Raw genomic sequence first — 14,073 nt, 5'->3', positions numbered from 1 at the left:
GTCCCGGCCAAGCCCGTCAGACCTCTTCGACGCTGCTCGGCTCACGCCGGGACAGGTCGATACCGAGCTCCTCCGCCGCGCGGAAGACGTCCTCGTCGGTGTCACGCATCTCGATGGACATGCCGTCCGAGGACAGCACCTCCACGTTGAGGCAGAGCGACTGCATCTCCTTGATGAGCACCTTGAACGACTCAGGAATGCCCGGCTCGGGGATGTTCTCGCCCTTGACGATGGCTTCGTAGACCTTCACCCGGCCGGTGACGTCGTCGGACTTGATGGTGAGCAGCTCCTGCAGCGCGTACGCGGCGCCGTACGCCTCCAGGGCCCACACCTCCATCTCACCGAAGCGCTGGCCACCGAACTGGGCCTTACCGCCCAGCGGCTGCTGGGTGATCATGCTGTACGGGCCGGTCGAGCGGGCGTGCAGCTTGTCGTCGACCAGGTGGTGCAGCTTGAGGATGTACATGTAGCCGACCGAGATCGGGTCCGGGAACGGCTCGCCGGAACGGCCGTCGAACAGGTGGGCCTTACCGGAGGGCAGCACCATCCGGTCGCCGTCCCGGTTCGGGACCGTGGCCTGGAACAGGCCGGTGATCTCGTCCTCGCGCGCACCGTCGAAGACCGGTGTGGCGACGTTCGTGCCCGGCTCGACGTCGTCCGCGCCGATCTGCTGCAGACGGCGCGCCCACTCCTCGTCGATTCCCGCGACGTTCCAGCCCTGGGAGGCGAGCCAGCCCAGGTGGATCTCCAGCACCTGTCCCGGGTTCATCCGGGACGGGACGCCGAGCGGGTTGAGGATGACGTCGACGGGGGTGCCGTCCTCGAGGAACGGCATGTCCTCGACCGGAAGGATCTTGGAGATGACGCCCTTGTTGCCGTGCCGGCCGGCGAGCTTGTCACCGTCGGTGATCTTGCGCTTCTGGGCCACGTAGACGCGCACCAGCTGGTTCACGCCCGGGGGAAGCTCGTCCCCCTCCTCGCGGTCGAAGACGCGGACGCCGATGACCTTGCCGGTCTCGCCGTGCGGCACCTTCAGGGAGGTGTCACGGACCTCGCGGGCCTTCTCACCGAAGATCGCACGGAGCAGGCGCTCCTCCGGGGTCAGCTCTGTCTCACCCTTCGGGGTGACCTTGCCGACCAGGATGTCGCCGGCCTCGACCTCGGCACCGATGCGGATGATGCCGCGCTCGTCCAGGTCGGCCAGGACCTCCTCGGAGACGTTCGGGATGTCCCGGGTGATCTCCTCCGGGCCCAGCTTGGTGTCGCGGGCGTCGACCTCGTGCTCCTCGATGTGGATCGAGGAGAGGACGTCGTCCTGCACCAGACGCTGGCTGAGGATGATCGCGTCCTCGTAGTTGTAACCCTCCCACGGCATGAACGCGACCAGCAGGTTCTTGCCGAGGGCCAGCTCGCCCTCCTCGGTGGACGGGCCGTCTGCCAGCACCTGCCCCTCGACGACGCGGGCGCCCTCGTCCACGAGCACCTTCTGGTTGAAGGAGGTGCCCTGATTGGAGCGGGTGAACTTCGCGACGCGGTACGTGGTGTACGTGCCGTCGTCGTTGGTCACCGTGACGTAGTCGGCGGAGACCTCCTGGACGACGCCGTCCTTCTCGGCCTTGATGACGTCACCGGCGTCGACCGCGCAGCGGTACTCCATGCCGGTGCCGACCAGCGGCGACTCGGTCTTGATGAGCGGCACGGCCTGCCGCATCATGTTCGACCCCATGAGCGCGCGGTTGGCGTCGTCGTGCTCGAGGAAGGGGATCATGGCCGTCGCGACCGACACCATCTGGCGCGGCGAGACGTCCATGTAGTCCACGTCGTCACCGGGGATGAGGTCGACCTCGCCGCCGCGGCGGCGGATCAGGACGCGGTCCTCGGCGAACCGCATCTCCTCGGTGAGCGGCGCGTTCGCCTGGGCGATGACGAAGCGGTCCTCTTCGTCGGCCGTCAGGTAGTGCACCTCGTCGGTGACGACGCCGTCGACGACCTTCCGGTACGGGGTCTCGACGAAGCCGAACGCGTTGACCCGTCCGTACGACGCGAGCGAACCCATCAGACCGATGTTCGGGCCTTCGGGCGTCTCGATCGGGCACATGCGGCCGTAGTGCGAGGGGTGCACGTCACGGACCTCGAAGCCGGCCCGCTCACGGCTCAGACCACCCGGGCCGAGCGCGTTGAGACGGCGCTTGTGGGTGAGCCCGGAGATCGGGTTCGTCTGGTCCATGAACTGCGACAGCTGGCTGGTGCCGAAGAACTCCTTGATGGAGGCGACGACCGGCCGGATGTTGATCAGCGTCTGCGGCGTGATCGCCTCGACGTCCTGGGTGGTCATCCGCTCGCGGACGACGCGCTCCATACGGGCGAGGCCGGTACGGACCTGGTTCTGGATGAGCTCGCCGACGTTGCGCAGGCGGCGGTTGCCGAAGTGGTCGATGTCGTCGGTCTCGATGACGATGTGGTCGCCCTCGGCCGACGTGGACTCCGTCTCGCCCGCGTGCAGCTTCACCAGGTACTTGATCGTGGCGATGACGTCGGCGGTGGTGAGCACGCCGGAGTCCAGCGACTCGTGCCCGCCGAGCTTCTTGTTGATCTTGTACCGGCCGACCTTGGCCAGGTCGTACCGCTTCGGGTTGAAGTACAGGTTCTCGAGCAGCGTCTGCGCGGCCTCACGCGTGGGGGGCTCGCCCGGACGCAGCTTGCGGTAGATGTCGAGCAGCGCGTCGTCCTGGCCCTGGGTGTGGTCCTTCTCCAGGGTGGCCCGCATCGACTCGTACTGGCCGAACTCCTCGAGGATCTGCTCGTTCGTCCAGCCGAGGGCCTTGAGCAGCACGGTCACGGATTGCTTGCGCTTGCGGTCGATGCGCACACCGACCATGTCGCGCTTGTCGACCTCCATCTCCAGCCAGGCACCCCGGGAAGGAATGATCTTGGCGGAGTAGATGTCCTTGTCGGACGTCTTGTCGATGGAGCTGTCGAAGTAAGCGCCCGGCGAGCGGACGAGCTGCGTGACGACGACACGCTCGGTGCCGTTGATCACGAAGGTGCCCTTGCCGGTCATGAGCGGGAAGTCGCCCATGAAGACCGTCTGGGACTTGATCTCGCCGGTCTCGTTGTTGGTGAATTCAGCGGTGACGAAGAGCGGAGCGGCGTAAGTGAAGTCACGCTCCTTGCACTCGTCGATCGAGTTCTTCGGCGGCTCGAAACGGTGGTCGCGGAACGTCAGCGACATCGACCCGGAGAAGTCCTCGATCGGGGAGATCTCCTCGAAAATCTCCTCCAGACCGGACTTGGTCGGGACGTCGTTTCCACTTTCCAGCGCCGCCTCGACCCGGGACTTCCAGGCTTCGTTACCGAGCAGCCAGTCAAAACTCTCGGTCTGGAGCGCGAGGAGGTTCGGAACCTCGAGGGGCTCCTTGATCTTTGCAAAAGAGATACGCAGCGGGGCGGTGCTGGCGCCGTTGTTCGAATTGGCAGTCGAGGCAGTGCGCGAGGCGGCCAAGAGGGGGTCCTTCCGAGGGCTCGGACTCTCTACGCGCATACCGGTGGCCCCTGGTGACGGGCAGGGAGCAGCTAACAGGCAGCGCAAAGGGTCAGTGTAGCCACAAGGCCCACTGATGTCCAGAGCAGATTTCCGGGGACCGGGTAGCGTCCCGGTCTCCGCCTCCAGCCGGTGGCAATCTCTCCTCCGGGAGGACCCTGTCCTTCGTTCCCTCCGGGAGGGCCCCCTAGTTGTTCATCTCCGCCGCGGCCCGTCCCGACGGCCTCGGATCGTCGGGGCGGAACGTGCTTGCCGCAACACTTCCCGCTTCGCCTTCGATCCATGCCTCGGAACACAGATCGATGTGTGGCGCGTCCCAGAGAATCGCGCGCCGAGTGCGGTTCGTCAAGGGCCCCACGAGCCCGAAGATCACCATACCCGCCCGTTCCGGGAGGCCCGGAACCCTTCCAGGGACGCCGAAGGGCGACCACCCGGCTGGGTGATCGCCCCTGGCTGGAGAGTCATACGACTCGGCAGGTCACTTGACCTCGACGGAGGCGCCGGCGCCCTCGAGGGACTCCTTGGCCTTGTCGGCAGCGTCCTTGGCGACCTTCTCGAGGACCGGCTTCGGGGTGCCGTCCACGAGCTCCTTGGCCTCCTTCAGACCCAGCGAGGTCAGCTCACGCACGACCTTGATGACCTGGATCTTCTTGTCGCCGGCACCCGTGAGGATGACGTCGAACTCGTCCTGCTCCTCGGCGGCGGCGGCCTCGCCACCACCCTGACCGGGGGCCGCGACGGCGACGGCGGCCGGAGCGGCAGCCTCGACGTCGAACTTCTCCTCGAACTTCTTCACGAACTCGGAGAGCTCGAGGAGGGTCATCTCGCTGAACTGCTCGAGCAGCTCGTCCTGGCTGAGCTTCGCCATGATGGCGGTCCTTCCACTAGTTCGGCTGGTGCCGTGTGTATGTATCGGCGGGCTTTCGGCCCGCTGCGGCCGGACGCGGTTGGCTACCCGGCCTCGACGGGAGCCGAATTACTCGGCACCGCCCTGCTCGACCTTGCTGCGCAGCGCGTCCGCGGTGCGGGCGAACTTCGTCAGCGGAGCCTCGAAGGTGGCCGCGGCCTTCGCCATGGACGCCTTCATGCCGCCGGCCAGCTTGGAGAGCAGCACCTCGCGGGATTCGAGCGCCGCGAGCTTGTTCAGGTCTTCGGCGCTGTACAGCGCGCCGTCGACGATCCCACCCTTGACGACCAGGGAGGGGTTGTCCTTGGCGAAGTCACGGAGACCCTTCGCCGCCGCGACCGGGTCACCGGTGACGAAGGCGACGGCCGACGAGCCCTGGAAGAACTCGTCGAGCTCGTTGATCCCGGCCTCGTTCGCCGCGATCTTGGTCAGCGTGTTCTTCACCACGCGGTACTGGGCGTTCTCACCGAGCGAGCGGCGCAGCTCCTTGAGCTGAGCCACCGAAAGCCCGGTGTACGCGGTGACCACTGCGGCGTTGGAGTCACGGAACTTGTTCGTGATCTCCTCAACGGCGGCGATCTTGTCGGGAGCGACCTGGTCCCTCGCCATGAGCCTCGGCCTCCTTCCGGGTGATGAGGACCGCTCGGAAGGGGCTGGAACGACGAAACGCCCCAGCGCAGGCGCATGGGGCGTGGCTCGACTATGGCGACGTGCATGCCACAGGAGCTTCCTCATTCACCTACGCGGGTCGCCCGCAGCTAGCGGATCCTTCGGTCACCGTGCTCCCGATTGAGCAAGATGACGACCAGCGGTCTTTGGCTTCGTACGAGATTACGCGAACGGCCCGCCAGCTCCAAATCCGCTGCCGGGCCGCCCGCGTACGGCTTCTGCCTGCCGGGACTCCCCCGGTCGGCGTCAGCTCTGCGAGCCGAGCACGTCCTCGAAGGAAAGCGTGTCGGAGGCCGCCGGCGGCTCGACGTTGACGTCGGTGCCGTAGTCCGAGTAGTACGCCGTCGAGTCCAGGTCGCCGTTCGTGCCCTTGGCCGTCTCCTGCTTCTTCACGAGCAGGTCGTCACCGTCGATCCACAGGTCGACTGTCTGGGTCTTGAAACCCTGCTCCTTCAGCTGGTCGGACAGCTGGTCCAGCTCCTTCTCGGTCAACTTCTTGGACTGCATCCGCGCCAGCTCGTCGACCTTGAGCGTGCCGCGGTAGTGGTCGGTCTCCTGGCCCTTGACCTTCTCCGTCCCGATCTTCTTCACCTTGCCGCTGGCCAGCAGCAGCTCCACGGAGCGGGCGGGGTTGTTGTTCTGCATCTGGTCCTTGATGAGTGCGCCCGACGGCCCCGCCTGCTCGGCGAGCTTGTCGTAGTCGTACTTCAGCCAGTGCTTGCCCTTGCCCGCCGTGGACGCGAAGTCGTCGCCCATGTTGAGGTACATGGCGTCCTCGGTGTACTTCGCCGGCATGGGCTTGCCGCTCGTCGGCAGCTTCTTGGCCGCGGCGCCCTGCTGCGTGACCGTCATCTCGGCGGTGGTGCCGCCGCCGGACCAGTCGAGCGCGCCCTCGGACTTCGTGGACATCTCGCCCTGCGGCGTGTGCTGCGTCTGCTCGGACTCGACCTTGGCCGAATCCTGCTCATCGGTGTTCTTCGACGCCTGCCTCAGCTCGGCGAGCACCGCCTGAGCGGGCGAGAGGCCGTCCTTGTCCGACCCGCCGCCTCCGGCGTTGTCGGAGCCGCCGCAGGCCGTGAGCCCGGCCATCAGAGCAACTGAGGCCGCAGCAGCGGCGATTCGAGCCTGACGCATCAGATCCCCCTGGTGTGAACTTGCACTGTCGGCGCACGAGCCTATCCCGCCCGTAGTCAGGACGTACAACGCCACTGGGCCCTGTCCTCCGCGGAGGACAGGGCCCAGTGGGTTCAGATCACGCCCGTGGCGCCGAGCTCGGCTCAGACGGCGGCCGGGTCCTCCTCGGTGAGGAGGTTGCGGGTGCGGTTGGGGTCGACCGGGATGCCGGGGCCCATCGTCGTGGTGATGGAGGCCTTCTTGACGTAGCGGCCCTTGGCGGCCGACGGCTTCAGCCGCTGCACCTCTTCGAGGGCCGCGGCGTAGTTCTCGACGAGCTGGGCGTCGTCGAAGGAGGCCTTGCCGATGATGAAGTGGAGGTTCGAGTGCTTGTCCACCCGGAACTCGATCTTGCCGCCCTTGATGTCGTTGACAGCCTTGGTGACATCAGGGGTGACGGTCCCGGTCTTCGGGTTCGGCATGAGACCACGCGGACCGAGCACGCGGCCGAGGCGGCCGACCTTGCCCATCAGGTCCGGAGTGGCGACGACGGCGTCGAAGTCCAGACGGCCTTTGGCGACCTCGTCGATCAGCTCGTCCGCGCCGACGATGTCGGCGCCGGCGGCCTCCGCGGCGGCTGCACGGTCACCGGTCGCGAAGACCAGGACCCGGGCGGTCTTGCCGGTGCCGTGCGGCAGGTTCACGGTGCCGCGGACCATCTGGTCGGCCTTGCGCGGGTCGACGCCCAGACGCATGGCCACCTCGACGGTCGCGTCGAACTTCTTCGTGGAGGTCTCCTTGGCGAGACGGACGGCCTCGAGCGGGGCGTAGAGACGCTCCCGGTCGATCTTCGCGTCCGCTTCGCGGAAGTACTTGCTGCGCTTCACTTCTGCTCCTGACAGTGGCGTCGTGCGGCGCTCGCCTCACGACAAATACGGAGTCGTGGTCCGGGCCTGCGCGGGCCCTCCCACAGGTCTGGGGCCGGTCAGCCCTCGACCGTCACGCCCATCGAACGAGCGGTACCGGCGATGATCTTCTCCGCCTGGTCCAGGTCGTTGGCGTTGAGGTCGGGCATCTTCGTGGTGGCGATCTCGCGCACCTGGTCGCGGGTGATCTTGGCGACCTTGGTGGTGTGCGGGGTGCCGGAGCCCTTGTCCACGCCCGCGGCCTTCAGGATCATCTTCGACGCCGGCGGCGTCTTCGTGATGAACGTGAAGGAGCGGTCCTCGTAGACCGTGATCTCCACGGGGATGACCCAGCCGCGCTGCGACTCGGTCGCCGCGTTGTAGGCCTTGCAGAACTCCATGATGTTGACGCCGTGCTGACCCAGCGCCGGGCCGACCGGCGGGGCCGGGTTGGCGGCGCCGGCCTGGATCTGGAGCTTGATCAGCCCCGCGACCTTCTTCTTCTTGGGAGGCATGCTCTCTCCGGGTCTTTAGTGAGAGGTGATTCGCCTCCATCCGTCATCCGCATGGAGGCATACCGCACCACGATAGCCCGTACCGTGGTGCGCACTGAAACCGGCAGCTCAGACGGCCTGGAGGCCGCACAGGAGCTGCCGGAAGCGGTCGGTGCGACTCAGTTCTTCTGGAAGTGGCCCGCCGAGTCTGCCACGTGCAGTTCCTCGTTAGCGCACCCTTTTGACCTGCACTGATCCCTCTGGCAGTTGTCGTCATCTGTCGCCGTTGGTCGCTCCCGCACGGCCCAGTGGCGGCCCGAAGTCACGACACGACCACTCTCACTGGTCTGAGCTGCGTACGCGCGGCATCCGAGCCTTGAGTTCTGCGACGGGCATCGTCCGGTTGATTCGAGCGATGCGGTCCGACGGGATTTCAGCGATCAGTGCATCTTCGAGGTCGTTGTTCGTGGTGATGTCGATGTGCACCCAGCCTGGTTCCGTTCGAACCTTCAGGGACTCTGTGGCCATCACGGCTGGGCGACCTTCGTACAGCGAGATGGCTTCACGGAAGTGGACGGTGGCGGGCTGCCACTCTGAGCGTTGGTTCATGTGGGTTATCGTAACTCATCGTAGTCATTCAACTACTCAGAGGTCGGTGGAGCGGCTTTGAGCTGGAGCTGCTTTGGGGCGAGAGATCAGGGGCTCGTAAGCTTGCCGCGACTCGGGCAGCATCTCGCCTGCCCGCAATAGCCCGAAGTGAGCCCCTGATCTTAGAGGCTCGCCCCAAAGTGGCTGCTTAAAGCCGTGGAGCCGGCCGACCCCCGCTCACACCCCTTCTTCTCCGCCCCTCTTCTTCCTGCGCCTTGGGGTTCGGCGGGTGGCTGCTCCGGGCCTGGCACGGAACTCGGTGTGCGCCGCATCGTTGCTTCGATCCTGCCTGGCTGCTGGTGGCTGGCGCTTGGGGCTGTGGGGTGCGTTGCCCGTGGGCGGGGTTCTGCTCTCCCGTGGGTTCGGCGCGGGCTTTGGTGGATCAAAGCGTCTATCGGACATCTCGCGGCGCTTTGCGGCGCGGGGCTGCGGCGCGGCGGCGCGGGCCGGAGGCAGGAGCGGAGCCGCAGCCGCGAGCCCCGAGCGGCCCGCATGTGCGGGCCGGAGGGCGTGTCCGTAGCGACGGCTGTGAAGCCGACTGATCTGCCAAGCGACCGGATGCCCGAAGGGCAAGAGCTTCCCCGCCATCGCGGTGCTGGCGCCGACACGTTGCCCCTGTGGGCTGGGCCTTCCGGCTGGCGCGGGCCTGGTTCGGTAGCTCCCGTACGGCAGCTTCCCCGGCTCCCTGCTCACTGCCGTTGAGGCTGACCGGTGCCGGCCGTCCCCTTCGACCGGTTCCCACTGAAGCGCACCGCCAGGCGAACCCCCACACCTCCCCACCCGAAGGGTGGTCTTGATGAAGTAGAGAAACCTGTAACGAGCGACAGCGGTTCAGGGGCCTTGCCTATGGAGCTGGCGGTGCTTCCAACTCCTTGAGCACGGACTCGGGCTCACCGTCGTACACAAGATGTGGCTCGTCTGGCTCAGGAGGGACAAACCGCCTCCGATAGCGACTCAAATCGTCTTCCGAGAAGTAGATCGAGTTCGGGTCTGCTTCATGCTGTGCATTCCGCTTGCTCACACGCGACCAGAGTTCTTCGTGAGTCGCCTCCAGGTACACCATCGCTACCGCGGCGCCTGCACTGGAAGCAATCGACCGCCAACGCTCACGTTCGCTCGGCGTCCAGAACCCGTGGTCGACCACCACGTCATGCCCGGCCTTGAGGTGGTCCCTCAACTCAACTGAGGTCTCCTCTAGGACTGGGCGTTCCAAGGTGGGAAACGAACCGCGGGGGAAGTCCACTCCGTAGACGCCGTGTCGGCGGTACATCTCTTCGTCTGGACACAGTCTGAGGAAGCCTTGGTCCTCGAGCGCCCGGGAGAGCGTTGTCTTGCCCGAGCCAGGCAGCCCGACCATGAGGACGCACTGCGGTCGACGGACGTGGTTGATCGTCATTACTGGGTGACTTCCGACTCCGTACGCCAAGTTCGGCCAGGGCCTCCGAGGTCGACGCCGTACTCAACAATGTCGCCATCACTATCGAGAAATTTGGCAGTCATCATGACCACCGGCTCTGCGGGGGGATTCGCGGGGTCCAGCTCCAAGAGCTTCGCGTCCTCGGGGGTCAGCAGTCGGGCCGATGCACTGTCGATGCGGTGGGTGATCGGCCTGCCGGTGGTCTCTGCGATGAGCTGGAGCGAGGTTCCCCCAGTCAGTCGCTCGCTCTTAGCAAGCTGAGGGATCAGCTTCCCGTACCGGGCCGGAATCCAAGATGTTGAGTGCGCGACGATCCCGTGACGGTCGCGATACACACGGCGCCGCCTGATCACGTCCGAGCCCGGCTTGATGTCCAGCGCTTGGGCAACGTCGGTGGGCGCCGGCGTGACGGTGGCCTGGTGGGAATCGGATCGTTCCCCTGATCCCCAGCTTGACCCAGTCACTCTGCCTCGATCTTGGCGTTGCGATCCCGAGGACATGGGGGCCGGGCGATCTAGCACCTCTGTGCCGATGCCGTGAATCCCCCGGACAAGACCCTCGTTGCGGAGCTTCCTTAGGGCCTTCTCAGCGGTTGCCGTGCTGACTTGCCACTCCTGCGAGAGGTTCTTGATGCTCGGCAAGAGCGTGCCCGGCTGCAGGTCGCCAGACGTGATCAGCTCCGCGTAATGGGCAGCAATGCGCGCGTATGGCGCGCGACTTTCGGTCAAATCGGCCATTTCGTCAGCCCCCTCTCGCGTCAGTGGGTCGGTTCCCTAGCTTACCCCTTGACACCCTAGGGTGCCCTAGGGAACCTTAGGGATGTGCACTTCGTTGATTCGCTCGGTTCGAAGAGCACGAAATGCCTGGTCAGCGACCAGGCAAAGCAAGGAGCGGCTCCTACCGCCAAGCAGACAGCCGCTCCCTGACCCTTGAAGGGGCACTCTCATGATGCCTGTGACGTTGGCCGCTTCGCACGTCGCATCTTTAACGCCGACGGAAATGTCGATTTCGGTCTCGGACCTGACGAATGCAGAGCGGGCCGTGGCGCTGTACGCATCCGACATGCCGAACGACTGCCGCTCTCAGCGTGGGGACCGGGATCGGCTGGAGTTCTGGATTGTTCAGGGTGCGACTCGTATGGGCCTGGAGTTCCTGTACCGCACGGCTGCGCTGCACTCCGGTTACCGGCTCTGTTGGCTCAACAAGAGCCTCTCCGCTGAACAGAAGCGGGCGGAGGCCGAGCGCTTCCCCAACAAGGCCCGTATCGACCTGGCCGGACAGATGGCCGCGAACTCGATCCTGCACTTCCGACCGAATGCTGAGGCCCTGGCTCGCAAGCAGGTCGCGTTCGACGGCGGGTGCCCCAAGTGCGAGGGCACTGGTGAGGTCTGGGGTCTGTGGGTCATCGACGTTGAGGCCGAGTGGTACGAGGAGGGCTATCGCTCCTGCTGGGTATGCCGCGACGACGAGCCCCCGACCACGGTCGAGTTCATGGCGGTGGCCGCGTGACTACCTTCCCCGTCTCGCCTGAAGCGGTGGCCCCTTCGGCTGCCGCGTTCGGCACCGACCCTGTGACTCTGGCGGACCTGCTGCGGGTGGCCAACTCCCCTGGCTTCGACCGATGGCAGGAACAGGTGCGCCGTACCGGCGGCTGCTCCGACCCGATCCGCCTGCAGGGCGGCACCGTCACCCGCGACGCCAAGACAGGGCAGGTGCTCTACTCCTACTCCACCGAGCACGAACCGGGCGGCACGCTACGGCTGGCGTGCGGCAACCGCCGCGCCTCGCGCTGCCCCTCGTGCGCCTGGACCTACGCCGGGGACACCTTCCACCTCATCCGGGCCGGACTCACCGGAGACCCCCGCAAAGGCACCCCCGCCACGGTGCGCACCCACCCCAAGGTCTTCGCCACCCTGACCGCACCCTCCTTCGGCCCGGTCCACAACCGCCCTGCCTCGGGCCGCTGCATCTGCGGGACCCGACACCCGGAAGATTCTCCGGCACTCGGGACGGCGGTCGACCCGGAGCGCTACGACTACGCCGGGGCGGTGCTGTGGAACAACCACGCCGGGCAGTTGTGGCAGCGCTTCACGATCTACCTACGCCGCGAGATCGCCGCACGCGCCGGGCTCTCCCAAGCCGCTCTGGCTGATCAGGCAAAGGTGTCCTTCGGGAAGGTCGCAGAGTTCCAGCGCCGTGGCGCGATCCACTTCCACGCCATCATCCGTATCGACGGGCCCGCAGGCCCCGAGACGATCCCGCCCTCCTGGGCCAGCACGGGCCTACTCGCAGATGCGATCCAGGCCGCCGCCACTCGGGTCGCGGTACCGGTGCCGGCATCCGGTGACCATCCCGCCCGGGAACTGCGTTGGGGCACCCAAGTCGACGTGCGCCCGGTTGGCGGGGATGAGGGGCAGGAACTCAACGAACAGGCCGTGGCCTCCTACGTCGCCAAGTACGCCACCAAGGCAGCCGAGACCACCGGCACCCTGGACCGCCGCATCGGCGAGATGAGCGAACTCGACAAGCACCCCGAACTGCCCGACCACACACGGCGGATGATCCGCGCCTGCCGCGATCTCGATGCGCTCTACCCGGACCGGAAGCTGTGGGCCTGGGCTCACATGCTCGGCTTCCGCGGCCACTTCTCCACCAAGTCCCGCCGCTACTCCACCACCCTCGGCGCCCTCCGCCAGACCCGAGCCGACTACCGCGCCCGCCAGGAACACCGCGAACGCGGACTCCCCGACCCCGACGACACGGAGGGCTCCACGCTCGTGCTCGCCCACTGGACCTACGCCGGCCACGGACACACACCCGGCGAATCCTGGCTCGCCGCCAACATCCACCGCGACCTGCAAACCAACCGCGAAACCGCACGCGAAGCCCTCGCAGACCTGGACGACTGGGAGGTGGCGGCATGAGGCGTCCGCTGCCTGAGCGGTACCTGACTCCGCTCGACCTTGCCGACCTGCTGGGCGTCCCAGTCGAGACGGTCTACCAGTGGCGCCGCAAGCGCACCGGTCCCCGCGGCTTCCGGGTTGGTCGGCACCTTCGCTACGACCCCGAAGACGTCCGGGCCTGGGTCACCTCCCAGATTGAGGAGGCTGCCTGATGGCCGGGCACGTCCAAGACCGCTGGTACAAGACCACCACCGGCCCCAACGGCAAACCCGTCAAGGTCAAGACCGACCGCCACGGCACCGGCATGCGCTACCGCGCCCGCTACGTCGCGCCGGACGGTACCGAGAAGAGCCAGTCCTTCCCCGACAAGCAAAAGCGCAAGGCTGACGCCTGGCTCGCCAACGTTGAAGCGGACATGAGCCGGGGGCACTACATCGACCCCAAGGCGGGCAAGGTCACGTTCCAGCGATACGCGATGGATTGGCTGGCGTCGCAGACCACCGACGTCACGACGCGCAACGCTGTCGAGATGCGGCTGCGTCTGCACGCCTTCCCGCATCTGGGCCCGCGTCCGCTGGTATCGTTCCAGCCTTCACACATCCGCTCGTGGGCTCGGCTGCTGGAGGACTCCGGAGCCGCTAGTTCGTACCGGCGTGTGATCTTCGGGAACGTCTCGGCCGTGCTCTCAGCCGCTGTCGATGACGGCTATCTCGCGCGGAATCCGTGCCGGGCTCGGTCGGTGCAGCGTCCGAAGCCTTCGGCCGGCCGAATTGCCCCGTGGACTGCGGATCGGGTCTTCGCCGTACGCCAGTCTCTGCCTGATCGCATGCGCGCGATCATCGACGTCGGTGCGGGATGCGGGCTCCGTCAGGGCGAGATCTTCGGGCTCGCAGTCGATGACGTAGATCCCCTGACGGGAGTGCTGCATGTCACGACGCAGGTGAAGCTCGTCAATGGTCGGCTGCTGTTCGCGCCTCCGAAGAACGGCAAGCTCCGGGACGTGCCGTTGCCCGACTCGGTGGCCTTCGCCCTGGCCGAGCACATGACGGCATTCCCGCCTGTAGAAATCACCCTGCCGTGGCTCCGCTCCGACGGACCTCCGGTGACGCGACTCCTCTACTTCACCGGCTCAGAGCTGGGCGCCCTGCGACGGAACGACTTCAACAAGCACGTCTGGAAGCCCGCTCTCGCTCAAGCGGGTGTGATCCCGGTGCCCGGCCCTGGTGAGAGGTACAAGGAGTCCCGCGAAGACGGCGTGCATGCGCTCCGGCACTTCTACGCCTCGGTCCTGCTCGACTCCGGCGAGAACATCAAGGCGCTGAGCACGTACCTCGGTCACGCCGATCCGGGCTTCACTCTGCGCACGTACACGCACCTGATGCCGGCCAGTGAGACCCGGACCCGGAAGGCCGTGGACGAGATGTACCGCACGGCCCGGAAGTCCTCCACGGCCCCGTGACGGCCCACAGGGCGTGA

13 protein-coding genes are annotated in these 14,073 nt (G+C 66.5%); 4 read left to right on the top strand and 9 right to left on the bottom strand.

Annotated features, from left to right (window positions below; genetic code table 11):
* Positions 1-16: 16 nt before the first annotated feature.
* From rpoB to IEY56_RS23025, 9 genes are all read right to left on the bottom strand, one after another.
* Positions 17-3,502, bottom strand: coding sequence for a DNA-directed RNA polymerase subunit beta (rpoB, locus tag IEY56_RS23065; protein ID WP_189039213.1), 3,486 nt, complete (start codon positions 3,500-3,502; stop codon positions 17-19).
* Between the two features lie 517 nt (positions 3,503-4,019).
* A complete protein-coding gene (rplL, locus tag IEY56_RS23060) occupies positions 4,020-4,409 on the bottom strand; it encodes a 50S ribosomal protein L7/L12 (RefSeq protein ID WP_189039212.1) in 390 nt (129 codons plus the stop codon).
* Positions 4,410-4,517: 108 nt separating this feature from the next.
* A complete protein-coding gene (rplJ, locus tag IEY56_RS23055; protein WP_189039211.1) occupies positions 4,518-5,057 on the bottom strand; it encodes a 50S ribosomal protein L10 in 540 nt (179 codons plus the stop codon).
* Between the two features lie 306 nt (positions 5,058-5,363).
* Entirely contained in the window at positions 5,364-6,251 is an 888-nt protein-coding gene (locus IEY56_RS23050; RefSeq protein ID WP_189039210.1) for an SCO4651 family lipoprotein, read from the bottom strand.
* 143 nt (positions 6,252-6,394) lie between these two features.
* Entirely contained in the window at positions 6,395-7,117 is a 723-nt protein-coding gene (gene rplA, locus IEY56_RS23045) for a 50S ribosomal protein L1 (RefSeq protein ID WP_189039209.1), read from the bottom strand.
* A gap of 98 nt (positions 7,118-7,215) precedes the next feature.
* The gene (gene rplK / locus IEY56_RS23040; RefSeq protein WP_028433846.1) at positions 7,216-7,650 is read right to left on the bottom strand and encodes a 50S ribosomal protein L11; all 435 of its coding nucleotides are present in this window, start codon (positions 7,648-7,650) and stop codon (positions 7,216-7,218) included.
* A 318-nt stretch (positions 7,651-7,968) separates the two neighbouring features.
* On the bottom strand, positions 7,969-8,238 hold the full coding sequence (locus tag IEY56_RS23035) for a hypothetical protein (protein WP_189039208.1): 270 nt from the start codon (positions 8,236-8,238) through the stop codon (positions 7,969-7,971).
* Between the two features lie 883 nt (positions 8,239-9,121).
* A complete protein-coding gene (locus tag IEY56_RS23030) occupies positions 9,122-9,673 on the bottom strand; it encodes a P-loop nucleotide/nucleoside kinase family protein (protein ID WP_189039207.1) in 552 nt (183 codons plus the stop codon).
* Positions 9,673-10,431, bottom strand: coding sequence for a GntR family transcriptional regulator (locus tag IEY56_RS23025; protein WP_189039206.1), 759 nt, complete (start codon positions 10,429-10,431; stop codon positions 9,673-9,675). Before IEY56_RS23025 ends, IEY56_RS23030 begins: the two co-directional genes overlap by 1 nt.
* Before the next feature lie 208 nt (positions 10,432-10,639).
* Here IEY56_RS23025 and IEY56_RS23020 point away from each other — a divergent pair, with 208 nt between their 5' ends.
* The 4 genes from IEY56_RS23020 to IEY56_RS23005 are packed head-to-tail and all read left to right on the top strand — an operon-like array spanning position 10,640 to position 14,056.
* Positions 10,640-11,203 (top strand): hypothetical protein, encoded by a 564-nt coding sequence (locus IEY56_RS23020; protein ID WP_189039205.1) that lies wholly within the window; start codon positions 10,640-10,642, stop codon positions 11,201-11,203.
* Between the two features lie 26 nt (positions 11,204-11,229).
* Complete coding sequence (gene repSA, locus IEY56_RS23015; protein WP_189039257.1) at positions 11,230-12,618, top strand: replication initiator protein RepSA; 1,389 nt, start codon at positions 11,230-11,232, stop codon at positions 12,616-12,618.
* On the top strand, positions 12,615-12,809 hold the full coding sequence (locus IEY56_RS23010) for a helix-turn-helix transcriptional regulator (RefSeq protein ID WP_189039204.1): 195 nt from the start codon (positions 12,615-12,617) through the stop codon (positions 12,807-12,809). Before repSA ends, IEY56_RS23010 begins: the two co-directional genes overlap by 4 nt.
* Positions 12,809-14,056 (top strand): tyrosine-type recombinase/integrase, encoded by a 1,248-nt coding sequence (locus IEY56_RS23005; protein WP_189039203.1) that lies wholly within the window; start codon positions 12,809-12,811, stop codon positions 14,054-14,056. Before IEY56_RS23010 ends, IEY56_RS23005 begins: the two co-directional genes overlap by 1 nt.
* Positions 14,057-14,073 lie beyond the last annotated feature (17 nt).

The organism is Streptomyces daqingensis, assembly GCF_014645895.1.
GTDB lineage: Bacteria > Actinomycetota > Actinomycetes > Streptomycetales > Streptomycetaceae > Streptomyces > Streptomyces daqingensis.
The sequence above is the reverse complement of the archived record's forward strand: the minus strand, read 5'-3'. Positions and strand labels throughout refer to the sequence as shown.

Bases quoted from the DNA above. Each gene is read 5' to 3' on its own strand.
- rplJ (WP_189039211.1), bottom strand. From the start codon at position 5,057: ATGGCGAGGGACCAGGTCGCTCCCGACAAGATCGCCGCCGTTGAGGAG.
- IEY56_RS23025 (WP_189039206.1), bottom strand. From the start codon at position 10,431: ATGGCCGATTTGACCGAAAGTCGCGCGCCATACGCGCGCATTGCTGCC.
- IEY56_RS23010 (WP_189039204.1), top strand. From the start codon at position 12,615: ATGAGGCGTCCGCTGCCTGAGCGGTACCTGACTCCGCTCGACCTTGCC.
- rplL (WP_189039212.1), bottom strand. From the start codon at position 4,409: ATGGCGAAGCTCAGCCAGGACGAGCTGCTCGAGCAGTTCAGCGAGATG.
- IEY56_RS23005 (WP_189039203.1), top strand. From the start codon at position 12,809: ATGGCCGGGCACGTCCAAGACCGCTGGTACAAGACCACCACCGGCCCC.
- IEY56_RS23030 (WP_189039207.1), bottom strand. From the start codon at position 9,673: ATGACGATCAACCACGTCCGTCGACCGCAGTGCGTCCTCATGGTCGGG.
- rplK (WP_028433846.1), bottom strand. From the start codon at position 7,650: ATGCCTCCCAAGAAGAAGAAGGTCGCGGGGCTGATCAAGCTCCAGATC.
- IEY56_RS23035 (WP_189039208.1), bottom strand. From the start codon at position 8,238: ATGAACCAACGCTCAGAGTGGCAGCCCGCCACCGTCCACTTCCGTGAA.
- IEY56_RS23020 (WP_189039205.1), top strand. From the start codon at position 10,640: ATGATGCCTGTGACGTTGGCCGCTTCGCACGTCGCATCTTTAACGCCG.
- IEY56_RS23050 (WP_189039210.1), bottom strand. From the start codon at position 6,251: ATGCGTCAGGCTCGAATCGCCGCTGCTGCGGCCTCAGTTGCTCTGATG.